23 protein-coding genes are annotated in these 22,864 nt (G+C 56.8%); 13 read left to right on the forward strand and 10 right to left on the reverse strand.

The window, feature by feature from the left end:
- The 10 genes from F5897_RS04655 to F5897_RS04700 all read left to right on the forward strand — a co-directional run bounded on the left by F5897_RS04655 (position 1) and on the right by F5897_RS04700 (position 7,684).
- Positions 1-2,085, forward strand: a complete 2,085-nt coding sequence (locus tag F5897_RS04655) for a fibronectin type III domain-containing protein (RefSeq protein WP_183304656.1) — start codon at positions 1-3, stop codon at positions 2,083-2,085.
- 21 nt (positions 2,086-2,106) lie between these two features.
- Entirely contained in the window at positions 2,107-3,162 is a 1,056-nt protein-coding gene (locus F5897_RS04660; RefSeq protein ID WP_183304657.1) for a hypothetical protein, read from the forward strand.
- Positions 3,146-3,811: a hypothetical protein gene (locus F5897_RS04665; RefSeq protein ID WP_183304658.1), complete on the forward strand. Its 666-nt coding sequence runs from the start codon at positions 3,146-3,148 to the stop codon at positions 3,809-3,811. Before F5897_RS04660 ends, F5897_RS04665 begins: the two co-directional genes overlap by 17 nt.
- Positions 3,812-3,827: 16 nt before the next feature.
- Positions 3,828-4,172, forward strand: a complete 345-nt coding sequence (locus tag F5897_RS04670) for a hypothetical protein (protein ID WP_183304659.1) — start codon at positions 3,828-3,830, stop codon at positions 4,170-4,172.
- 76 nt (positions 4,173-4,248) lie between these two features.
- Positions 4,249-5,304 (forward strand): peptidoglycan recognition protein family protein, encoded by a 1,056-nt coding sequence (locus tag F5897_RS04675; protein ID WP_183304660.1) that lies wholly within the window; start codon positions 4,249-4,251, stop codon positions 5,302-5,304.
- Positions 5,305-5,309: 5 nt separating this feature from the next.
- Positions 5,310-5,771, forward strand: a complete 462-nt coding sequence (locus F5897_RS04680) for a hypothetical protein (protein ID WP_183304661.1) — start codon at positions 5,310-5,312, stop codon at positions 5,769-5,771.
- Entirely contained in the window at positions 5,756-6,139 is a 384-nt protein-coding gene (locus F5897_RS04685; protein ID WP_183304662.1) for a hypothetical protein, read from the forward strand. Before F5897_RS04680 ends, F5897_RS04685 begins: the two co-directional genes overlap by 16 nt.
- Positions 6,140-6,152: 13 nt before the next feature.
- Positions 6,153-6,446 carry a hypothetical protein gene (locus tag F5897_RS04690; RefSeq protein WP_183304663.1) on the forward strand — a complete coding sequence of 98 codons (294 nt, stop codon included), beginning with the start codon at positions 6,153-6,155 and terminating at the stop codon, positions 6,444-6,446.
- Between the two features lie 298 nt (positions 6,447-6,744).
- Entirely contained in the window at positions 6,745-7,260 is a 516-nt protein-coding gene (locus tag F5897_RS04695; protein ID WP_183304664.1) for a hypothetical protein, read from the forward strand.
- A 16-nt stretch (positions 7,261-7,276) separates the two neighbouring features.
- A complete protein-coding gene (locus F5897_RS04700) occupies positions 7,277-7,684 on the forward strand; it encodes a hypothetical protein (RefSeq protein ID WP_183304665.1) in 408 nt (135 codons plus the stop codon).
- A 363-nt stretch (positions 7,685-8,047) separates the two neighbouring features.
- Here the strand turns inward: F5897_RS04700 and F5897_RS04705 are convergent, their stop codons facing one another.
- The gene (locus F5897_RS04705; RefSeq protein ID WP_183304666.1) at positions 8,048-8,578 is read right to left on the reverse strand and encodes a hypothetical protein; all 531 of its coding nucleotides are present in this window, start codon (positions 8,576-8,578) and stop codon (positions 8,048-8,050) included.
- Positions 8,565-9,914, reverse strand: coding sequence for a M16 family metallopeptidase (locus F5897_RS04710; RefSeq protein ID WP_183304667.1), 1,350 nt, complete (start codon positions 9,912-9,914; stop codon positions 8,565-8,567). The genes F5897_RS04705 and F5897_RS04710 overlap by 14 nt, the downstream gene beginning before the upstream one ends.
- A 62-nt stretch (positions 9,915-9,976) precedes the next feature.
- Between F5897_RS04710 and F5897_RS04715 the strand changes: the two genes are divergently transcribed.
- Positions 9,977-11,092, forward strand: a complete 1,116-nt coding sequence (locus tag F5897_RS04715; protein WP_183304668.1) for a chorismate-binding protein — start codon at positions 9,977-9,979, stop codon at positions 11,090-11,092.
- Positions 11,089-11,982 carry an aminotransferase class IV gene (locus tag F5897_RS04720; protein ID WP_183304669.1) on the forward strand — a complete coding sequence of 298 codons (894 nt, stop codon included), beginning with the start codon at positions 11,089-11,091 and terminating at the stop codon, positions 11,980-11,982. The genes F5897_RS04715 and F5897_RS04720 overlap by 4 nt, the downstream gene beginning before the upstream one ends.
- A 71-nt stretch (positions 11,983-12,053) precedes the next feature.
- On the opposite strand, the gene F5897_RS04725 is transcribed toward F5897_RS04720, so the two are convergent.
- The 8 genes from F5897_RS04725 to ilvD all read right to left on the reverse strand — a co-directional run bounded on the left by F5897_RS04725 (position 12,054) and on the right by ilvD (position 22,353).
- The gene (locus tag F5897_RS04725) at positions 12,054-14,321 is read right to left on the reverse strand and encodes a polyribonucleotide nucleotidyltransferase (RefSeq protein ID WP_124824185.1); all 2,268 of its coding nucleotides are present in this window, start codon (positions 14,319-14,321) and stop codon (positions 12,054-12,056) included.
- 304 nt (positions 14,322-14,625) lie between these two features.
- Positions 14,626-16,215 carry a phosphoglycerate dehydrogenase gene (gene serA, locus F5897_RS04730; RefSeq protein WP_124824186.1) on the reverse strand — a complete coding sequence of 530 codons (1,590 nt, stop codon included), beginning with the start codon at positions 16,213-16,215 and terminating at the stop codon, positions 14,626-14,628.
- A gap of 99 nt (positions 16,216-16,314) precedes the next feature.
- Positions 16,315-16,629 (reverse strand): hypothetical protein, encoded by a 315-nt coding sequence (locus F5897_RS04735; protein WP_124824187.1) that lies wholly within the window; start codon positions 16,627-16,629, stop codon positions 16,315-16,317.
- Complete coding sequence (locus F5897_RS04740) at positions 16,629-17,174, reverse strand: hypothetical protein (protein WP_183304670.1); 546 nt, start codon at positions 17,172-17,174, stop codon at positions 16,629-16,631. Before F5897_RS04740 ends, F5897_RS04735 begins: the two co-directional genes overlap by 1 nt.
- A 74-nt stretch (positions 17,175-17,248) precedes the next feature.
- Positions 17,249-18,265, reverse strand: coding sequence for a ketol-acid reductoisomerase (gene ilvC / locus F5897_RS04745; protein WP_221221301.1), 1,017 nt, complete (start codon positions 18,263-18,265; stop codon positions 17,249-17,251).
- A gap of 64 nt (positions 18,266-18,329) precedes the next feature.
- Entirely contained in the window at positions 18,330-18,836 is a 507-nt protein-coding gene (gene ilvN / locus F5897_RS04750) for an acetolactate synthase small subunit (RefSeq protein WP_124824190.1), read from the reverse strand.
- The gene (locus tag F5897_RS04755; RefSeq protein ID WP_183304671.1) at positions 18,836-20,626 is read right to left on the reverse strand and encodes an acetolactate synthase large subunit; all 1,791 of its coding nucleotides are present in this window, start codon (positions 20,624-20,626) and stop codon (positions 18,836-18,838) included. The genes ilvN and F5897_RS04755 overlap by 1 nt, the downstream gene beginning before the upstream one ends.
- A gap of 32 nt (positions 20,627-20,658) precedes the next feature.
- The gene (gene ilvD, locus F5897_RS04760; RefSeq protein WP_124824192.1) at positions 20,659-22,353 is read right to left on the reverse strand and encodes a dihydroxy-acid dehydratase; all 1,695 of its coding nucleotides are present in this window, start codon (positions 22,351-22,353) and stop codon (positions 20,659-20,661) included.
- Between the two features lie 200 nt (positions 22,354-22,553).
- Here ilvD and F5897_RS04765 point away from each other — a divergent pair, with 200 nt between their 5' ends.
- Positions 22,554-22,808, forward strand: coding sequence for a hypothetical protein (locus tag F5897_RS04765; protein WP_183304672.1), 255 nt, complete (start codon positions 22,554-22,556; stop codon positions 22,806-22,808).
- Positions 22,809-22,864 lie beyond the last annotated feature (56 nt).

A 22,864-nucleotide genomic window follows, 5' to 3' on the forward strand; every position in this document is an offset into this window, starting at 1 on the left:
ATGGCTATCACTTGGGGCCCCTGGGCATCACATTATCGTATGGGTATCGATATTCAGGTGCACGGCACAACCGCGACCATTATTGTTTACGGCCAGAACGAGCACAATTATGCGCACGCTTGGAACTCGACGCTAGTTTTAGAGCGTGGCTGGCGCGGATCTAAACCTGTGCGTATTGAGGTCTGGTCAGGGTCACCTATCGTGGAACTGTATCGTGCCACTCAGTCGTTTACTGGACGGCGCGAATTCGGTGCGGTTATGCGCTCTGGCCTGTTTGATAACGGTCAGCAGATTTGGGCTTACAAAGATGTCACGATTCAGGCGCCGCCGCCACCGCGGCCGACCCCGCCACAGTTCAACGCGGTCTCGTATCAGGGCAGCAACACTGTACTGTCGTGGACTAACCGCGGCAGCTACAGTGCCGTTATCGTGGAGCGCAGCACCGATAACAGTACGTGGCAGCAGGTCGGCCGCCCGGCAGGCAATGCAACCTCGTTCACTGACACCACGGTGCCCGCGAATAGCCGATTCTATTACCGTATCGCCGCTGTCAACGCGGGTGGTGTAAGCGACTACCAGCAGTCGCAACCTGTTTATAGCCTACCTGCGGCTCCAAGTAACGTTGTTGCTGAACGTTCAGGCAGCAACATCATCGTAAATGCTGCAGCACCTAATGATTGGGTGACCGGCTACGATGTGCGAAACGCACAAAATCAGATTGTTGCTACGAACACGCAGCTGCCGTTCACTCATGTGAACGTGTCTGCCCTGCAACAGCATTCCTATACGGTGCGTGCGCGAATCGCATCGCACCATGGCACACAATACTCGGACTGGTCTACCGCTAGCAACACGGTTAGTCTATTGGCTAAACCCGGTGTGCCGGTGCCGCGCGCACCTTTAGGCGGCGTACTCCTTAAGGGCAACGTCACTTTTGCATGGCAGCATACGTCCGTTGACACGTCTTTGCAGCAGCAATATCAGCTGGAATACCGGCGTATCGGCGGCAGCGCCTACACGGACAACGGCACAACCGCGCAGACCAAAACCTTAAATCTCGCCGCTGGCGTTTATGAGTGGCGTGTGCGCACGAAAGGTGCACACAATGCTTGGTCTGATTGGAGTCGCCACACCCGCATCGAACTAATCAGCGAACCGACAGTAGACGTGCAGGTGCCAGCTAACTATCCCAGCGCTACCTTGCAAGCCAACTGGTCTTTCGGCCAACTGGAAGGCAAACCACAGCAGGGGTTCGAAGCGCAACTGCTAGCGCCTGGCGGTACTTTAGTTGAAACTAAAATCGGCACCGGCACTGCAAACACCGTCACATTCAACACGAAACTCGTCAACAACCAAACCTATTCGCTGCGCGTCAGAGTACAGACCGAGGGGTATTGGAGCCCGCCGCGGCAAGTAACGTTCCGGACTCAATTCCCGACGCCTGCTCTGCCAGTTGTTACCGCTGCTTGGGACGAATCCCTGGGCGGCGTAAACCTCACCGTGACGGGCAGCAGCGGCAACCCTGCCGCGGCACGCAACACTATCGAACGGTCTATCGACGGCGGGGAAACCTGGCAACACGTGACCGAGACCGAACGAACTGGCGTGCTTGCTGACCTTGAAGCAAAATCCTACGGTGTCAACAAATACCGGGTGACAAGCTTCACGGCAGACGGCGGCCTATCTGTACGTATTGTCGACGTGTCAGCCGACAGCTCTGCTGTATGGATCTCCGGCGGCCCCGGCTTCGCTACAATCGTACGGCTACCATACAACATTCAGGTGCAAATGAGACAAGGCCGCGACCGCACTAGTCACCGGTTCGCCGGCCGCCCCTACCCGGTGCCGTACGCATCGCACCAGCTCGCCCACGTTGTAGAGGTCTCCGGCACACTCGTGCTGGACGAAAACCACACGGACACGAAAACCGCGCTGCAACAGGTAGTAAACGCGGCCGACCCAGTACACCTCTACCGTGACCCGGACGGCAACCACATCTACGGCATGCTGTCACACGCCGACATCAGCCGCACGTCTAACAAACTGTGGAATTTCAAACTCGCGCTCGAAAAAACCAGCGAATAACCAACAGGAAGGTGAACTGTCATGTGGCAAAAACTAACCGGCGCTCGCCGCCCTGCTTGGCAGTTCACACTCCTAGATTCGCTGGGGCAACCGGTGCGGGAACTTACCACGGTCAAAGGCGGCAGCATCGAGGTCGCGGCGCAGTCTCGGCTTTGTGTGACCGGCAACCTCACTCTCGTAGACCCACAGGACATCAACTGGCTGAAACACCGCGTCCGCGTTACCTATGACCCGGGAGTGCCGGGTGTGGATTCGTGGCCAGTAGCCACTATGCTTTTCACGTCACCTAAACAAACGGTGACAGAAACCGGCAGCAGCTACGAAGTAGCTTTGCTGTCGCTGCTAGCGATTCTTGACGAAGACACCGTTGAAACAACCTATTCACTACCGGCAGACACCAACATTATTAACACGGTCCGTGCTCTCGTAGCGGAAACCGGCGAACCAGTAGATGCCACACCTAGCGACCTTGCTCTGCGCAACCCGTTGGTGTGGGACGCAGGTACTCCGAAACTGACAATCATTAACGAACTGCTTGCTGCTGCAGGCTACTGGGCGCTCCATGTAAACGGTGCCGGGGTATTCCAAATCACCCCCTACACCAGTCCGCAACACCGCCAACCAGTGTTCACATTCAAACCCGGCGCCGCCGCAATCCACACGCCAGAATACGAACGCGAGCAAAACCTCACCGCCGTCCCCAACAAATACCTAGTCGTATCAGACGGCAACGATCAGACCCCAGCAATCGTAGGTATCGCTGAAAACCAAGACCCCGCGTCGCCCTACAGCTATCAGAATCGCGGACGGTGGATAACCGCAGTGGAAACAACCGAGGTAGCATCACAAGACGCTGCAAACCAACTAGCACAGCGCCGCCTGCTCGCCCGCATGACACCAACAGCAAAAATCACCGCCAGCCACGCAATCCTACCTCTAAACCCGAACGACGCTATCGGGTTTGAAACCGGCGGCAAAACCATCAAAGCCACAATTCGCAGCCTCACATACGGTCTCACCTACGACAGCCTGTGCGAAGCCGAATGGAGGGAGACACCCGATGTCAATCTGGGATAACCTAATAGGCCGCATCAACAATATGCAGGAAGCGCTCGCGGCTAAACCGGAGTTTCGCTGGGGCGTTGTCGTGTCGGCCAGCCCGCTTGCGGTGCAGCTGGATGGTGATTCGCAGCCGCTGGCGGGCGTACCAGCGAACACTGCAGGCACGTTGTCTGTTGGGGTCCGCGTGCTCTGTTTGTTGCAGCATCGGAAGGTCACTGTTGTGTCTAAAGCCGGTGGGCTGGTCGCTGCTTCTCCAGCGGAAATCGCCGCCGGAACAGCATCGGACAAGTATGTTTCTCCTGCGGGTTTTGCTGCTGGGGTTAGACAGCAGCCGAATAGTCTGCTTTGGTCAGGCGCACTAATGATGTCGGCAGGTCACCGCGCCCAGTTGTCACAACCAGTCTCGGCACAGGCTAACGGCATCGTACTGATTTGGGGACGTATAGATGGCGGCCGCACCTACGAATTCGATTTTCAGACACACTTCATTCCTAAAGGTTTCCTAGCCGGAGTTGCTTCGCGCGAATTCACGTTCCCTGTTATCGTCGGTGACGCGCTCGGCCGCAAAGTGTTCTACGTCTATAACGACCGTATCGAGGGGCACCAGCTCAGTGGCCAGCCCGGCAACAACTACTGGGTACTGAGATATGTTTACGGGATTTAGAAATGAGGTAAAAGCTTTGTCTTACTTAACAATCTCTGAAATGTCATGCGACCCATGGCTTATAGAACGTATCGCCGCCTGCGCGGCGTCGCTGCGCGTGCCTGACCCACGCGCATGGGCCGCAAATAACGCTCTGTATTTGGTGTCTGACCCAGCGTGGGCAGAAAAGTATCGAGAGTGGGCGCCCCCGCCAGCTGCCGTGACTACTGCAGATAACTCGGACACTGTCGCCGATACAGTCGAACATCAGCCGCACTATACTGCTGGGTTTGACGAAGGCCTTATAACTGACGAGATGATTAAAGCCGCCGTGCAGAATCTTTTAACCCCAGTGCCGCACGAAGTCATCATCGAAGAATAAACTACACCACCACCATCCAATGCCTTGCACTAACTCGGTGCAGGGCATTTTTTATACCCGAATCAGGGAGGAACCAATGTTTAAACGCGATTTCAGCAAACTAGTCACCCGCGCTGTACAGCATCACAGTAAATTCCACAGCCGCGGCAATCTCACTCCCCAGCGGCTTATCGTCCACCATTGGGGCGGCACCACCGGTGGCGACCAGCGGCTGATGAATCCTAACGCCGAAGTATCAGCAACCTACATCCTATATAGCGACGGGACGCTTATTGGTCAGATTCCAGAATTTCTCTGCCCGTGGACAAGCAACAACTGGCAGGGACGACATGACCAGAACGCTATCACTGTTGAGATTCAAAACAGTGCGACCGGCGGCGACTGGCCAATCACCGACGCGGCTTTTAACAAGCTAGTAGAACTGCTAGCAGACCTCGCAAAATACTACGGCTGGAACCTACAAAACCCCGCCACAGTCATCGGGCACCGCGACGTCAACCCCACAACCTGCCCTGGCAACTACCTCTACAGCCGCCTAGGACTCCTGCGTGAGCGGGCGCTCGCTGTTATGGGGCGGCCTGGCGTGCCGGTGCAGCCTGCGCGGCATGATTTCACCGCCATCGTGCGCGGGGTTCGTCTCGGTAACTACGGTGTCGGCGTGGATCGTACGCGCGCACTCGAGGAGCGCTACCCAGGTTACGGTGCTGCGATTCAGCAGGAGGTGAACCGGCAAATCCGTGAGGGTGAGCCTATCGGCGCCGCAGCCCGCATCACCCACACCCCACCCACGCCGACAACACCGCCCGCGCCAACCGCGCCGGCCGCTAAAAAGGTTGACGTGTCGCATGCTGCGGTGCGGGTGCGCGCTGGCCGCTACGGGAACGGCGCGGAACGCAAACAACGGTTAGAGCGCGACTTCCCTGGCCGCCGTGAGGAAATCGAGCAAGAGGTGGAAGAGCAGAAACGCATCAACACTGCGGCGGGGTTCGATATCTGTCTGTTGGCGTCTGAAATTCGCGGTGGCCGGTATGGCAACGGCGCAGAACGCCAGCGGCGCCTGAAACCAGAACACCGTGCCCGTTATCAGGAAATAGATGCCGAAGTACAGCGGCAGAAAAACCTAGTGAGGTAGCTAGCATGTTTCAGAAAATCAAAAATCGGATCTATATCCGAGACGCCAATAAACGCTCGCTAGTCAAACGCGCTGACTTCCTATTCACTATCGGCCTGCTGCTAATCGTAATCGGCACCGACTACGCATTAAACGGCTGGCAACTAATCGACGCCGCCGGCGTGCTGCCCGCCGCCGAAGTCCACCGCAACCTAGTAACCGGCGTTGCAAACACTATTGGATTCTTCACACTAGGCGTATCCCTCTCCAAAACCACAAACCTGACCGCGCCAGCTTTCGGACTCGCCGCAGTCCCCTTCGCGCTAGCCATGTCGCTGTATGCGCTCGCTGCAGTGATTGATACTAGCCTGCAGGCTGGTTTCCGCGCTGTTCTGATTTTCGTGCTGCTACGGCTGATTTGGTTATCGGCGGCGGTGGTGGATCTACCGGACCGAAAAGACGGAGGTGCAGAATGTCAGAAACCTTAATTCTAGGACTTATCAGCCTAGCGTCGGCGTTCTTTACCGTCGTGTTCCCGTGGCTGTCTTCCCGCCGTGTGGCGGAGAATGAGACTCGCAAGAATGACGCTGCAGCCGAAGTGTCACTCGCTGGCGCATGGCGGGAGCTCGTAGATCCGTTGCGGGAGGAAATCGCGCAGCTGCGCGACCGTACCGCCACCCTGCAAGAAAAGGTTGACAAGCAAGAGCAGCAGCTGCTCGCGCAACGCTCACAACTACAGCAACAGGAACAGCATGAAGCGCTGCTGCGTCACGAATTATCGAAGGTGTTTGACTGGGTCGACCGCGGCGCGCTACCGCCGCCGCCAGCCCGCCCAGCCTGGCTAAAACCCCAATAGAAAGGAACAAAAAATGAACATGAACATCGCACCAAACTTCGACAATGTCGACCTCGGCAAATACGTTACGGATCCGCGCGCTCGCAAGGTGCTGTACACTCTCGGTGGTCTGCTGTCAGTTGCTGCAGCTTTGACTGTTGCTGGGTTTGTGGCGGCGCAGGTTGTGCCGCCGATGCCGCTAGCTGTAGCGTTTGCTGTTATCTTCCTGTTTAGCAGCATGACTAATCGGCTGGCGCAGGCGAACACTCCGGCAGGTAAGCATGCCGCGGCGGAGCCTGAGCATGAAGTGATTCTAGAAGATGATTAAGCTGCTGGTATAAAGCTGGTATAAAATAACAAAAAATTGCCCCTCCCGGGTGCCCTGTAGATGGGTTCTCGGGAGGGGCTCTTTTTTGTTGCGGTAAAGCAATGACCAGCCCTGGACTATCTAACTTGTGCTAGGTAGCGGAACTGGTCTTGTGGCGCTAGTTTATCATGCGCGACACGCCGACACTGCGCACCACTTGCAATGTCCGCACACGGAAACATATAATTGAATTGTCAGGCGGCAAAGGCCACTGAAAAGAGTCAAAAGAGAAAGACCTCGAAAGAGAAGGACCTGAAAAATGAAAACTCGCTACGGTGTTTTAACCAAGTCAGATCGCGCTATCACAGCAGAAGAAGACGGACTGCTAACCTACAGTCGGCTAGATGCATGGCAGAAACGCGCCGTGAAAGCAGGAGCTGTACTTCCTTGCGAGTGGCACCACACTGGCGCTGCAGCCAACAAAACCAACTATTATGATCCAGAAGATTTCGCAGAACTCAATCCGGCTGACTTCCCTGCGGTTAAGGTCGCGCCGGTGGTTAATGGTGATTTGAACCGTCTGCGTATTAGCATCAGCTACAAAACAATGGTGGGTGGCTTCACTCGCCACGCGACCTCGAAATGGGAAACAATTGAGATTGTGATGGCCGAGCCCCAGACTCGTAAAGACGGCTATATTACTGGTGCTGACGGCCGCCGGCTGCGGTCAAACAACGAAAGCGTGACCTTTCACTATAAGGCGCCGCGTGCTCGCAAATTCCGCAAGATTACGCTGGCAGAAGCCGAGCAGCTGGGCTACAGGTTCGCTAAATAAAAAACGAGGTGATTTTGTGAATAGTGCTACGTTTAAAACCTTCATGGCTGGCTGCGGTCTCGATTCTACGAGTTTCGCTGAGTTTGCCGGCTACAACCCGCGCACGGTACGCAGGTGGTGCTTAACAATAGATCCACCAGAGCACGCTGTAGCAGCGTTGGAAGAGCTAGCCTACCGCATTATTGAGATGCAGCAGGTGATTCTTGACACTGCCGATGATACAGCCGAGCTCGCGGGCGGCGACCCTGAAACTGTTACAGTGGCGCGCTACCGCGACGCCGAAGAATATGCGCTTCTACAGCCGGACACCGGTATCCCGTTTGAAGTACATTGCGCGCTGGTCAATTTTGTGACTATGAGCCTAGTCGCTGAAGGCTACGAGGTCGAAGTGCAATACCCACCTTTAGAGCATGAGCGAGCCTAATCAGGTCGTGAGAGAAAAAATTTAGCGCCCTGGCCGTGAACGGTGGGGCGCTAAATTCCTCAATCCCAACATTTTTCTTACCAATATTGGTGAAACAATTATAAGCATGCGGCTTTAATGTTTGTCAAGGCCTAATCTCAAGAGCGGAATGAAAGCTCTTCGGCGCGGCGCGTTTATCCTGTTGCGTACCTCGCCGACCAGTAAACATTCAGTAAACATTGCCATTTGCAATTGACTACCTGCCAGTGCATTTCAATGCAATCTAAAATTGCGCGTGAAGCGCGAAAACTCCCGGTCAGAAAGCCGAAAATGCATTTCAATGCAATCGAATACCTATCAGTGCAATCGCGACTCAAGTAAACATTATATATCCTGGCTCTTCGCCAACTTAATTGCATTGTTTATAGCTTTACGCGCGGCCGCGTTTTCACCCGCCGCCCGTAGCACAATTCCAAGGCGCTGCTGTGCTTGCCAACTTTCAGGCTGCGCCTGTGCGAAGGCGGTCACCTCAGGTAGCACCTGACGCGCCGCAGCACGCTGCGGCCGCCCTGATGGATCAGTTGGAATTTCCAAATCCAAAAGCCCACCTGCCTCATTAAGCTTTCTCGTCAGCCTGGTTGCGGCAATCCCAAAGCGCACCTCGCGCCACACCGCCCAAATCGCAACCAAGCTCAAAACCAGCATGCCGAGAGCTAGGAGCGCCCCGGTAACACTGCCAGTTTGCAGCATCACCACGACGCGATATAGCACCGCACCAACATAGAGCAGCAGCAGCGCCGCCATCACCAGCGCCGCAAGCATCACCGCTGGTTTCGGCCCCGCCGGCTTAGCGGCTGCGGAGCGCTGCTTCACCCGCGGCGCACTGTCAGCAGAAAACTCGTTAAAATCCGGCACGGCGCACATCCCCCACTAGCACGGTCGTTTGTAACTGCTGCAGCAACTCGGCAGCCAGCTCTTGCACCTGCAGCTTAGTAACCGCGGCGATGCGCTGTTGGCTGGCATCAACATCCCACAGCTCCCCGGAACCGAGCTCAGCCCGCGCCAAACGGCCCATCCGCGCCTCCGAGTTTTCAAGCGCTAAAGCCGCGCTGCCACCAAGCTGCCCCACCGCTCGCGCCAACTCACTGTCAGTAATCTCGCTGCTCGCCAGCTGCTCCAGCTCACCGCGGGCAATCGCAATGACCTCTTTAGTTTTTTCTGGTGCACAGCCGGCGTACATTCCGAAAACGCCCGCGCTTGAGTAGCTCGCTCCAAAAGAGTAAGTTGTGTATGCCAGACCGCGTTTCTCACGAATCTCCTGAAACAACCTGCTCGCCATCCCGCCGCCGAGCACAGAATTCAAAATCGCAAACGCGAAGCGTTCCTTGGCGCCGTTGATTAGACCCGGCCCCCCGAGCAACACATGCACCTGCTCACTATCTTTCTCAAAAACATCAGTTGCAACCGGCACTGCCAGCGCATCATGCTGCCGCGCCCGCCGCGCCACCGGCTGCCGCACCGCATCCAGGTCGGCCCAGGTACCGCCGGCTTCCTGCATACTACGCGCCACCAGCTCCACGAACTGGTCGTGATCGACCGCGCCCGCCGCGGTGATCACTAGACTGTGCGGCGCGTAGTGATTGCGGTAGTGGTTCCAGACGCTGTCACGGGTGGCGGCCTTAATCTCTTCTGGGCTGCCCCCAATCGGGCGACCAAGCGCATGCTCCGGCAACACCGCAGAGAACAGTCGCTCATGCGCCACATCAACCAAATCATCAGCCGCCATGGCGAGCTCTTCCAGAATCACACCCCGCTCAATCTCAAACTCCGCGTTGTCAATCACGCTCGCGCACACCATATCGGTTAGCAACGTCACCGCAACCGGCAGGTCTTTATCACGCACCTTCGCGTGATAAGCGGTAAACTCCTTCGCGGTCATCGCATTGTGGTCAGCTCCGATGCGGTCGAAAGCGTCGGCAATATCGTAGGCTGAGCGAGTTTTAGTGCCCTTAAACAGCAAGTGCTCCAAAAAGTGCGTAGACCCCAGACTTGCTGGGGCCGCTGGGTTAGCGCTTTGCTCGTCGCGCGACCCGACCCCGACCCAGTAGCCGACCGCAACGCTGCGAGTACCCGGCAGCCGTTCGGTTAAGATTCGCAGTCCGTTTGGTAACAGGGTGCGGCGAATCAGCGCGCCCTGTAACTCGTGCGAAAACTCTTTCTCCAGCAGCGGAATCTTCACGGCTTCAGTCATAAATTCCACTCTACCGACTGCAAACTTAGAAAACCTTGCGCCGCGTCCGGTAATTTATAAGGGTGGATCAAAATAACCTGCCGAGCGTAGTTTTCGGCTCCTATAGCGGCTCCGAACTGCTTGATTTTGCCTCCGACGCAGAGCTTTTTACGCGCCTGGACGCGGATTCTGGCAGATGGTTTGTAGTGGCAGATTTTGAAGGGCGGATCCGCGGGTGGAAGTTTAAAACCGCTCCGATTACCACCGCGACGAGCATGATCCACACCCCAACTCTCGCGGCGCAGTGGCGCGGTCCAACCTTGACTGCCTGGCACAGCAGTCTTGATGCTGCCAGCTATCAGGCTGCGGTGCAGCACACCCGAGAATGCATCGCAAAAGGCGAGGTTTATCAGGCCAATATCTGCCGTGTGCTGAGTGCCCAACTGCCTGCTGCGCCGCATCCGGCAACCTTGGCTGCGGTGTTTGCGGGCGGTAACCCAGCCCCGTTTCTAGGGTACATCCATGTTGCTGCTGCGGAGCAACCGGATGCAGACATCTGGCTGACCAGTGCTTCACCGGAACTCTTCTTGGAAATTAGCCGTGACGATGCGGGCAAACTGACCGCGAAATCAAGCCCCATCAAAGGCACTGCGCGGGAGGCTTCCGGCATCACCTCGAAAGACGCCGCGGAAAACACCATGATTACCGATCTGATGCGCAACGATCTGTCGCGACTAGCGGTGCCGGGCACCGTCGCAGTATCGGACTTTCTGCAGTTGGAGGAGCATCCGGGGTTGGTGCATCTGGTATCGACTGTGACTGCCGAGCTACCAGCAAGTGCGGTACAGCATCCGGGCTACTGGCACAATATTTTTGCCCTCACATTTCCACCTGGATCGGTATCTGGGGCACCGAAAGCAGCCGCATTGGATTTAATTACGAAGCTCGAAACCCATCACCGTGGCCCTTACTGCGGTGCTCTGGGCTGGGTTGATGCTGCTACCGGCGAGGCTCAGCTCGCGGTGGGTATTCGTTCCTTCTGGTGGGAACAAGAATGTCAGCAGTGCGGCTCTGACATTTTACATTTCGGCACCGGAGCCGGCATCACCTGGGGGTCTGACCCGGTGCGCGAATGGCAGGAGACTGAGCTTAAAGCGCACCGTCTCATCGCCCTTGCGGCTTCAGGAGGCACCGCATGACGGTGCGTAATTTTATGCCGCTAGTGTGGTTTAACAACACCGTAACCGCTGTCGACGCGGCTGCCGCATCCGGATCTGGTGTCTCGCTTGCCGATTACCAGACGCTAACAGCTGCGGGGTTGCTGACTGGTGAAGGTTTTTTTGAAACCGTGGCAGTGTATCGTGGCAAGCCCTTCGCGCTCGCACAACATCTGCGGCGACTGAACGTTAGTTTGCAACGATTTACAATGCGGCCGGTGGCTGCAGAGTTGGTGGATCGCGCCGTCGCAGCCCTGCTTCAGGCGGTGCCACAACCGGTGCCTGCTGTGTTACGACTGCGGTTAACTGTGTGGCGCTCTGGCACAAACTCTGAGCTACTCAGTGCATTATTGTTGCCGGGAACCGGCCCTGAGCTGGGGCAAGTTAACCCCACTTTTGCTACGGTTGTCACCGCTGCCGGGCGTCGCAACGAGCACAGCATTTTAACCGGGCACAAGAGCACTTCGTACGCGGAAAACAGTTACACGCTGCGCGCAGCGCAAACGGCAGGTGCGTCTGAAGCGGTGTTTTATAACACCGCGGGCGAGCTTGCCGAAGGAACCTGCAGTAATCTCTTGCTGGAGCGAAACGGTGAACTCGTCACTCCAGCCCTCAGCACCGGCTGCCTGCCTGGCATCACTCGGGGTTTGGTGCTGCGGTGGGCAGCTACGGCGGGCTTACCGATTCGGGAGGCAGCACCCGGTGAGCTGACACTGTCTGTTTTAAGCTCCGGTGATTTCAGTGCTGCGCTCTTGGGCACCCTGCGCAATGTGCAACACATCACCAGCTGGGATCAGCGACCACTACCGCGTGGCACCCTGCTCACCGCGGTTGCAGAGCTTTTCGCTGCGCAGATGCACACAGCACTTTAGTTTGCAACCTCTTTTAAACCGCTGAAGGGGCCACCATACTTGGTAGCCCCTTCAACTAAACGGTGCGATGTTTACTCCGCAGTCTCAGCTTCTGTGGCGGTTTCACCACCTGCTGCATCTGAGTTTTCCGGCATTACCGGCACCAGCGAAACCTTGCCGCGATCATCGATGCGGCTGATTTCTACCAGTAGTTTCTGCCCTACACTGAGCACGTCTTCAAGATCGTTGACGCGCTTGCCGTCGTTCAGCTTGCGCACCTCAGAGATGTGCAGCAGGCCGTCTTTGCCAGGCAGCAGTGACACGAAGGCACCCAGACCCTCGCGCAGATTAACCACGGTGCCGAGGTACTGCTCCCCAACCTCTGGGTTGTGCGGGTTAGCAATGGCATTAACCTGAGCGCGCGCAGCCTCTGCCGCTGCGCCGTTGTCAGCTCCGATGTAAACGGTGCCGTCTTCATCGATAGAGATTTCAGCGCCGGTTTCATCCTGAATACCGTTGATGGTTTTACCCTTTGGCCCAATAACCTCGCCGATCTTATCAACCGGAATTTTCACGGTGATAATGCGTGGCGCGGTTGGAGCCATCTCGTCAGGCTCTGAAATTGCGTCATTAATCAGCGACAGGATTGCCTCACGCGCTTCTTTCGCCTGGCTCAGCGCGCCCGCAAGCACGTCTGATGGAATACCGTCGAGTTTGGTGTCAAGCTGAATCGCGGTTACAAAATCGCTGGTGCCAGCAACCTTGAAGTCCATGTCACCCAGAGCGTCTTCAGCGCCGAGAATATCGGTGAGCGCAGCGTAACGAGTCTCGCCGTCAACTTCGTCGCTAACCAAGCCCATCGCAATGCCGGCAACTGGCGCGCGCAGTGGCACGCCGGCGTTAAGCAGTGACAGTGTTGAGGCGCACACAGAACCCATAGAGGTTGAACCGTTTGAACCCAGCGCCTCAGAGACCTGGCGGATTGCATACGGGAACTCTTCGCGGCTAGGCAGCACCGGCACGAGGGCCCGCTCTGCTAGGAAGCCGTGCCCGATTTCACGACGCTTCGGGCTGCCCACACGACCGGTTTCACCGGTTGAATATGGCGGGAAGTTGTAGTGGTGCATGTAGCGTTTTGCAGTTGCTGGTGACAGCGAGTCAATCTGCTGCTCCATCTTCAGCATGTTCAGCGTGGTAACCCCAAGAATCTGGGTTTCGCCGCGCTGGAAGATTGCAGAACCGTGTACCCGCGGGATTACCTGCACCTCAGCGTCAAGGGTACGCAGGTCACGCAAGCCACGCCCGTCAATGCGGGCACCCTCGGTGAGGATCCGCCCCCGCACGATCTTTTTGGTAACTGACTTGTACGCGGCCGATACCTGATCAAGCGCGCTCTCTTCAAACTGCTCATTCTCTACCGCAGCTGTAACCGCGGCAACAACGCGCTCTTTCAGCTCGTCATCGGCGTTCTGGCGCTCCTGCTTATCAGCAATCTGGTAAATGCTGCTGAGCTCTGCCTCCGCCGTCGCTGCCACGAAATCGTAGAGTTCCGGGCTGTATGGTGGGAACAGCGGGTACTCCTGCTGCTCTTTCGCTGACTGCGCAGCCAGCTCCTGCTGTGCCCGCACCAGCTCGGCGATAAATGGTTTCGCAGCCTCAAGACCGGCAGCAACAACTGCCTCGTCTGGCTTCTTGGCACCGGCTTTAATGAGATCCCAGCTGACCTCGGTAGCCTCAGCCTCAACCATCATAATTGCGACATCGCTAGAGCCGTCAGCGTTGGTAACCACGCGACCAGCTACAACCAGGTCAAAAACAGCCTGCTCCAGCTGTGCAGCGGTTGGGAACGCCACCCACTGCCCGTCAATTAGCGCCATGCGCACACCGCCGATTGGGCCTGAGAATGGCAGACCTGAAATCTGGGTTGAAGCAGAAGCAGCGTTAATCGCCAGCGCGTCGTAGAACTCACCCGGAGCGATAGACAGCACCGTGACAACAATCTGCACCTCGTTACGCAAACCGTCAACGAATGACGGGCGCAGCGGCCGGTCAATCAGACGGCACACCAAGATAGCCTCGGTTGATGGGCGACCTTCACGACGGAAGAACGACCCTGGGATCTTACCCGCAGCGTATGCACGCTCTTCCACATCAACGGTCAGCGGGAAGAAATCGAAGTGTTCACGCGGCTGCTTCGACACGCTGGTAGCGCTCAAAAGCATGGTTTCTTCATCAAGGTAAGCAGCAACAGCACCCTGTGCCTGCTGCGCAAGACGCCCAGTCTCAAAACGAATGGTACGAGTGCCGTATTTGCCGTTATCAATAACAGCCTCAGCAAATTTAATTTCTGGCCCTTCCAAGCCTGCTCCTTTTCCTCAGAAGCACCTGGGGCTGATCGTCAGTTGTACAGCACCCGCACCGCGGGGACTGTACAACCGATGACCAGTGCCGGTGCTCAGTTAACTGTGTCCTGTACGGACACACTGTACTTCAACTGTAACAGATAGACCCGCTTAAACACTGTAACTACAGGCATATCCACAGACAGCACACGCCTTACCAGAACATGGCTAGCACTTTATGCGAGAGGGTGCTGACCCCGGCAGGTGAAACCTGCCGACCATCAGCACCCACGTACGGCACTATCGCACTCAGTGCGCTCGGTTACGCCGTAATATCAACTGCGCGGACGAGATCCGCCTCAATTACCTCACCGACGGTCTGCACCTGCTGAGCAGCCAGAGCTTGGTCGATAGCCAGCACCGACAGCGCCTTGCCGGTTTTCTGGTTGCGCGCAATCTGCATCCCGGCGATATTAACCCCGGCATCACCCAGAATTGCACCGTATTTCGCGACGATACCCGGGCGATCCCAATACTCGAAGACCAGCAAGTGTTCGGTCAGCGGCAGCTCCAGATCGTAACCGTTGATGTTCACAATCTTCTCTACCTGCTGCGGCCCGGTGAGGGTGCCAGCAACTGACACCTGCTCCCCCGTCTCAGTGCTGCCGCGCAGCACAATCACGTTACGATAGCTTGCGGTTTTCTCAGTGGTGCTAAAGCGCACCTCAACCCCGCGCTGTTCCGCCAGCAGCGGCGCATTCACGTAAGACACCGGCTCGCTCACAACATTGGTAAACACGCCCTTAAGCGCCGCCAAACGCAGCACCTCAACCTGGTACCCGGCAAGCTCACCCTGCACCTCGATATCAAGCGATGCCAGCGGCCCGTCAGCGAGTGCCGCAAACACCTGACCCAGCTTCTCGGTGAGTGGCAGCCCCGGACGCACATACTCGGCGATAGCGCCGCCAGCAACGTTCACCGCATCCGGCACCAACTCGCCTGCCAGCGCCAAACGCACGCTGCGAGCCACGGACACGCCAGCTTTCTCCTGCGCTTCCGCGGTGGAAGCTCCCAGGTGCGGAGTCAGATGCACCTGTGGGTGCCCCACCAGCGGGTTATCAACCGGCGGCTCAGAAACAAAAACATCGAGCGCCGCGCCAGCAATCTCGCCAGCCTCTAACGCCGCATACAGCGCCTGCTCATCAATCAGCCCACCGCGCGCAACGTTCACAACATACGCGCTCTGCTTCATCGCTTGCAGCTGCGGCGCACCAATCATCCCCAGAGTTTCCGGAGTTTTGGGCATGTGGATCGTAATGAAGTCAGATTTCGCCACCAGCTCGTCGAGAGTCACAAGTCGCGCCCCGAGCTGCTGTGCGCGCGCCGCACTGACATACGGGTCATAAGCCAAAATCTCCACCCCGAAAGGCTGCAGCCGCTCGGCGACCAAGCCTCCGATGCGCCCCAGCCCAATAATCCCGACGGTTTTTTCGTACATCTCAACGCCGGTAAAAGCACTGCGCTGCCATTTGCCCGCGGTCATTGAAGCGTGCGCCGGCTGCAGGTTACGCGCCAAGCCCAAAATGTGCGCCACCGTAAGCTCGGCCGCACTGATCACGTTCGATGTCGGGGCATTAACGACCATCACACCTGCCTGGGTCGCCGCAGGAATATCGACGTTGTCAAGGCCGACACCGGCGCGCGCAATCACCTTCAGCTGCGGCGCCCACGAAATGGCCTCCGCGTCGATGTTGGTTGCCGATCGCACCAGCACCGCTGCCGCGTCTGCAAGCGCTGCGCGCAGCGCGTCTCGATCAGTGCCGTCAACGTTCACAATTTCGAAGTCAGGGCCAAGCGCTTCGACTGTGGCAGGTGACAGCTGTTCAGCTAAAACCACTTTCGGTGTTGTCACTTTTGTTCTTTCTGTTTGGGGTTTCGCTATAAATTTACGTTTGGGGCTGCGGCGGCGGGTTGATCCACCCCCACAAGATTTTCAGGCAGCACCGTTTTGTTATTGGAAATATGTGCCCGGCGGAATCAGATACAGAATCTCCAGCTGCCACAGCGCGGTTAGCGCCACCGCGAGCAGCAATAAGAGCGGACGCAAACCGGGTCGTTTACGACTCCCTACCAGCGCCGCGGCACCGAGCAGCAGCGGCAAAAGCACCGGCGTAACCAGCCAGAACCAGCCGATCGCTGAAACCGCGCTGCCCAGGCTCGCAATCTGCTGCGGCAAACCAATCATGTTGCCGAGCGCACTGAGCGCCGCAAACACCAGTAGCAACAGCAGCAGAATGTTAATAATCCAACGAACTGCGGCAAACACTAGACACCTCCGGTGGTGATAAACAGCGGCAGTGGCAAGAGCAGAATGATGCCCAACACCAGCAGCGCGATAAGATTTGCTGCGCGTTGCCGGGAGATGCGGGCAGCAACCGCAAACCAAGCAGCCGGAGCCAAAACTGCTGCCCAGAAGAGTACAGTCTGCAGAAACACCCAGATGCTGCCGCCAGCGGTCGCGGAGAGCGTGTGCAGATAGCTGTACTGCTGCGCTACAATCCCCCACCCGAAAGTGTAAAGCACGTAAATACCGCCGAAAATGCCGTACAGCATCAGCATGAGACTGCTGATCTGCGGCGCGGCCTCACTATCGCTAGCACCGCCTGCAGTGATAGCTTCATTTTGCGTAGCCGCAGCTTCACGCGCAGCAGCGCCATTTAAAGAGTCGGCTGGCGCAGTCGCTGGTCTCGCTATGTTGCCTTCCGGAACAGGGTTTAAAACACGATGTGAGTCGTGTTGTGGATCCGCATCCGCACGTGCTTCCCAGCCAGCCTGCTGCAGCAGCCCGAGTTTCTTTTCTGAGTCAGTCATAGCTTCCGTGGGTCTAAGAGTGAAATAAAGCGGGAGGCGAGCCTGGCAAATCCCAGACTCGCCTCGCTCATAGTTTAGCGAGCTGCTGACCCGTCGGTGTAGTCAGCATCCTGCTGCTGCCATGCAAACAGCTTACGCAGCTCCACGCCGGTTTTCTCAATTGGGTGATTTTCACCCTTAGCGCGCAGCTCTTTGAACTCTGGGGCGCCGGCACGCTGATCATCGATGAAACGCTTTGCGAATGCACCGTTACGCACATCCTCCAGCACTGCCTGCATGTTTGCCTTGACCTCTGGGGTAATCACACGCGGGCCGGAGACATAGTCTCCGTATTCAGCGGTGTCAGAAACTGACCAGCGCTGCTTCGCAATGCCACCTTCCCACATTAGGTCGACAATCAGCTTCAGCTCGTGCAGCACCTCGAAGTACGCGATTTCTGGCTGGTAGCCGGCCTCGGTGAGTGTCTCAAAGCCGTACTGCACCAGCTGTGAGACGCCGCCGCACAGCACCGCCTGCTCGCCGAACAAATCGGTTTCGGTTTCTTCGGTGAAGGTGGTCTTAATCACACCTGCGCGGGTGCCGCCGATGGCTTTTGCATAGCTCTTTGCCACGTCCCAAGCCTGCCCTGAAGCGTCCTGCTCGACCGCAATAATGTCTGGAATTCCGCGGCCAGCCTCAAACTCGCGGCGCACAGTGTGGCCCGGAGCCTTCGGCGCCACCAGAATCACGTCAACACCCTCTGGTGCGGTGATGTAACCGAAGCGAATGTTGAAACCGTGCGCGAACGCGAGGGTTTTACCCGGGGTCAGGTGTGGTTTGATCTCTTCGTTATAGATTCCTGCCTGGTGCTGATCTGGCGCGAGAATCATGATGAGATCTGCCCACTGGCTTGCTTCAGCAACGGTTTTCACCGGGAATCCAGCCTCGGTTGCCTTCGCTACAGACTTGGAGTCCGGACGCAGCGCAATGGTCACCTCTACGCCTGAATCGCGGAGGTTCATCGCGTGCGCGTGACCCTGTGAACCGTAGCCAACGATAGCTACTTTTTTACCCTGAATCAGACCCAAATCTGCGTCATCATCGTAATACATTTCAGCCACTTCGAGCTCCTTCTGTTATGAGGTTAGTTTCTTGCTATTAGCAAATCGTAAACAATTATTTAAACGCGCGTTCGGTGATTGATTTTGGTCCGCGGCCAATCGCGATAAGACCAGACTGCGCAAGCTCTTTAATACCGTAGGGCTCCAGCACCCGCAGCAGGGCGTTTACTTTGCCGCTGTCACCGGTGACTTCGATCACCAGCGCATCGTTCGCAACGTCAACGACGCGCGCACGAAACAGATTAACGGCTTCCAGCACCTGTGACCGGGTATTGTTATCAACCCGCACTTTAATCAGCATGTGCTCGCGTTGCACCGAGGTTGCCTGTTCCAGCTCCACAATTTTCAACACGTTTACAAGTTTGTTGAGCTGTTTGGTGAGCTGTTCCAAAAGCAGTTCGTCTTCATCTGCCACAACTGTGATGCGACTAAAGCCCTTCACCTCTGTTGGCCCCACTGCCAGTGATTCGATGTTAAAGCCGCGCCGTGAAAAGAGCCCCGCTACGCGCGACAGAATACCCGGCTTGTCTTCTACCAAAAGACTCAGTACTCGCCTTGTCATTATTCTTCATCCCATTCTGGGCTGTTCACCCGCGCATACTGCACTTCACTGTTGGAGACCCCCTGTGGCACCATCGGCCACACCATAGCGTCTGAGCTGACAACGAAATCAATCACCACCGGGCGATCATTGGTTGCCAGCGCGGTTTGAATTGCAGCATCAACCTCTTCGGCTTTGGTAACCCGTAGCGCCAAGGCACCATAGGCCTCGCCCAGTTTCACAAAATCTGGAATGTGGATCCGGTTGTGCCCGGTTTCCAGCTCGGTGTGTGAGTAACGCTCATCGTAGAACAGGGTCTGCCACTGCCGTACCATCCCCAGTGAGGAGTTGTTAATCACCGCGACCTTGATTGGAATGTTATTAAGGGCGCAGGTTGCCAGCTCTTGGTTGGTCATTTGGAAGCAACCATCACCGTCGATCGCCCACACCACGCGTTCGGGCTGTGCAACCTTAGCACCCATGGCAGCCGGCACGGAGTATCCCATGGTGCCAGCGCCGCCAGAGTTGAGGAAAGCGTTGGGGCGCTCATGCGGCAGGAACTGCGCAGACCACATCTGGTGCTGTCCCACACCAACTGCGTAAACTGCTTCGGGGCCGGTTAGCTCGCCGATCCGCTGAATTACGTGCTGCGGCGATAGCAAGCCGTCGCTGGTTGGCTGGTAGCCGAGCGGATAGGTTTCGCGCAGCGAGTTCAGGCGCGCCCACCATTCGCTAAGGTCTGGTTTGCCGTGGATCCGCTGCTGCGCTGCTACCGCCCCGAAAAGATCACGCATCACCTCTTTTGCGTCGCCCACGATTGGCACGTCAGCGAAGCGAATCTTGGAAATTTCTGCGGGGTCGATGTCAGCGTGAATAACCTTCGCATCGGGTGCGAAAAATTCTGCTTTACCGGTAACCCGATCGTCGAAGCGGGCTCCGATGGCGATTAGCAGATCCGCTTCTTGTAGCGCCAGCACAGCTGGCACAGTGCCGTGCATGCCGGGCATGCCGAGGCACAGTTCATGCGAGTCAGGAAATATCCCACGAGCCATCAGAGTGTTCACAACCGGGGCTCCCGTGAGTTCCGCCAGCGCCAGCAGCTCCGCCGCGGCACCGGCACGACCAACACCGCCGCCGATGTAGAAAACCGGCTTCTGAGCTTCGCTGATGAGCTCCGCAGCGGCCGCAATCTGCTTATTGTTTGGTTTGGTGCTTGGACGGTAACCAGCCAGTTCCACATCGGGGTTCCAAACGAAATCAAATTCTCCCTGCTGTGCGTCTTTGGTGATGTCTACCAAAACCGGTCCGGGCCGCCCGGTGGTTGCAAGGTGATACGCTGCTGCGATTGCCCCCGGCACATCCTCTGGCCGCTTTACCAGGAAACTGTGTTTCGTAATCGGCATCGTAATACCAACGATATCGGCTTCCTGGAAAGCATCAGTACCCATCAAAGAAGAGAAAACCTGCCCAGTGATGGCAATCAGCGGAACTGAGTCCATATAGGCGTCAGCAATCGCTGTGACAAGGTTGGTTGCACCAGGGCCACTGGTCGCAACACACACACCAACTTTGCCACTAGCAGAAGCGTATCCCTCAGCAGCATGCCCGGCTCCCTGCTCATGTCGTACCAAAATATGGCGGATGCCCAAATCACTTGTCGCCATCGCGTCGTAAAGCGGCAGCAGGGCTCCGCCTGGTAACCCAAAAATGTCAGTAACGCCAAGCTTGTGTAAACTATGCAGCACCGCTTCGGCGCCGTTCATCCACTGCCCACGAGTGGTTTTCCCCGATACAGAGGTAGTAACGCTCATCAGATTCTTTCTTTTGTCTAGACTAAATACGCTTACCCCGTTACAGCACCCTCTGACGCTGAACGCACAAGTTTTGCATACTTAGCGAGAACACCCTTTGTATACCGCGGCGGCAATGGCTCCCAATTGTTTTTCCGGGATTCTAGCTCAGCGGGATCTACCAGCAGATCGAGCGTTTTATTGGTGATATCAACTTTAATCAAATCACCATCACGCACCAGAGCGATAGGGCCACCATCAACTGCTTCTGGCGCAACATGGCCGATGCACAGGCCGGTTGTGCCGCCTGAGAAACGTCCATCAGTTAATAATAGTACATCTTTGCCAAGACCCGCACCTTTAATCGCGCCGGTGATGGCGAGCATCTCACGCATCCCTGGGCCGCCCTTCGGACCTTCATAGCGAATCACGACAACGTCGCCGTGCCCAATCTTGCCCTCCGTCAGGGCGTCCATCGCTGCCCGCTCGCGGTCGAAAACCCGCGCCGGGCCGGTGAAAGTGTCAAGCGTAAAGCCGGCGGTCTTCACAACCGCACCCTCCGGAGCCAGCGTGCCACCCAGAATAGTGAGGCCACCGTTGGCATGCAGTGGGTTGTCAAGCGTACGCACAACCTCGCCGTCAAGCGGTGCAGGATCAAGCTCTGCCAGGTTTTCGGCCACGGTTTTACCGGTTACAGTCAGCGCATCACCGTGCAGCAAGCCGGCATCCAGCAGCGCCTTCATAATCACCGGCATCCCGCCGACGCGGTCGAAATCTTGCGCCACATACTGCCCAAACGGTTTCATATCCGCCAGGTGCGGCACCTTACTGCCAATGCGGTTGAAGTCTTCCAGGGTGAGATCAACCTCAGCCTCGCGCGCAATTGCCAGCAGGTGCAGCACGGCGTTGGTTGATCCTCCAAGCACCATTGCAACCGCGATAGCGTTCTCGAAGGCTTTCTTGGTGAGAATGTCACGCGCGGTGATGCCCCGACGCAGCAGCTCTACAACGGCTTCACCTGACCGATGCGCAAAGTAGTCCCGGCGACGGTCAGCACTTGGCGGCGCAGCAGAACCCGGCAGGCTCATGCCGAGCGCTTCTGCAACGCAGGCCATAGTGTTTGCGGTGTACATGCCACCGCAGGCACCCTCGCCCGGTGCGATAGCGCACTCAACGCGCTTCAGATCTTCTTCGCTTAAGGTGCCAGCTTTACAAGCACCCACGGCTTCAAAAGCGTCAATGATGGTGACGGTTTTTTCGGTGCCATCGCTGAGCTTGACCCAGCCGGGAGCGATTGATCCGGCATACAAAAACACAGACGCTAGATCCAGGCGCGCCGCTGCCATTAGCATCCCCGGCAGTGATTTATCGCAGCCCGCTAGCACAACTGTGCCGTCGAGCCGCTCCGCCATCACCACGGTCTCAACTGAATCAGCAATAACCTCGCGGGACACCAGCGAGAAGTGCATCCCCTCGTGGCCCATAGATATACCGTCAGAAACAGAAATCGTGCCGAACTGCAACGGGTAGCCTCCGCCCGCATGTACACCCTCTTTTGCACCCTGCGCTAAACGGTCAAGGCTCAGGTTACAGGGAGTAATTTCGTTCCAGGAACTGGCAATACCAATTTGCGGCTTTTCCCAGTCAGCATCACCCATGCCAACTGCGCGCAACATGCCGCGCGCTGCGGCTTTTTCGATGCCGTCGGTGACGTCACGACTACGAGGTTTGATATCGATTTCTGCCATAGCAATATTGTAGCGCCAGGCATATTTAAGTTGCGGCAGTTACAGTGATAGTTAGCGTTTTGTTGCCCTATATCACACACCCTGTTTGTTACCACTGCGGGAAAACTCATAAAAAACCGCTAGGCTTGACTCAGACTGTGCTGCAGCAAAGTGTTTTCTCACGCAGTACGCTAAGCGGTTCTACGCAGAAAAGAGGAAAAATGGGTATTGGACGTTACGTGCTTAACAGTGGCATTATCAGCTCCGCTGTTGGAGCTTTGGGCGTTGCGAAGCAAACCAAGAAAATGCCGCGCGATTGGCGTCGTTTTCTAGTGTGGGCGACCTGGGGCATCAGTTTCGTGCTGGCGGTGGCTTCTGTGCGCAAATCCGACAGCGATGCAGCGCACGTTAAGCACCAAAAAAAGCAGGCCGAGTTTGCTAAAGCAGCTAAGCGCAGCCGTAACCAACACCGCTAGATAGCTAGTTGCCGACGGTCACCCCTCACCGCTGGTACGGTAAAATTAGGTCTTGT

The sequence above is a fragment of the Canibacter oris genome (genome assembly GCF_014197205.1).
Lineage (GTDB): Bacteria > Actinomycetota > Actinomycetes > Actinomycetales > Microbacteriaceae > Canibacter > Canibacter oris.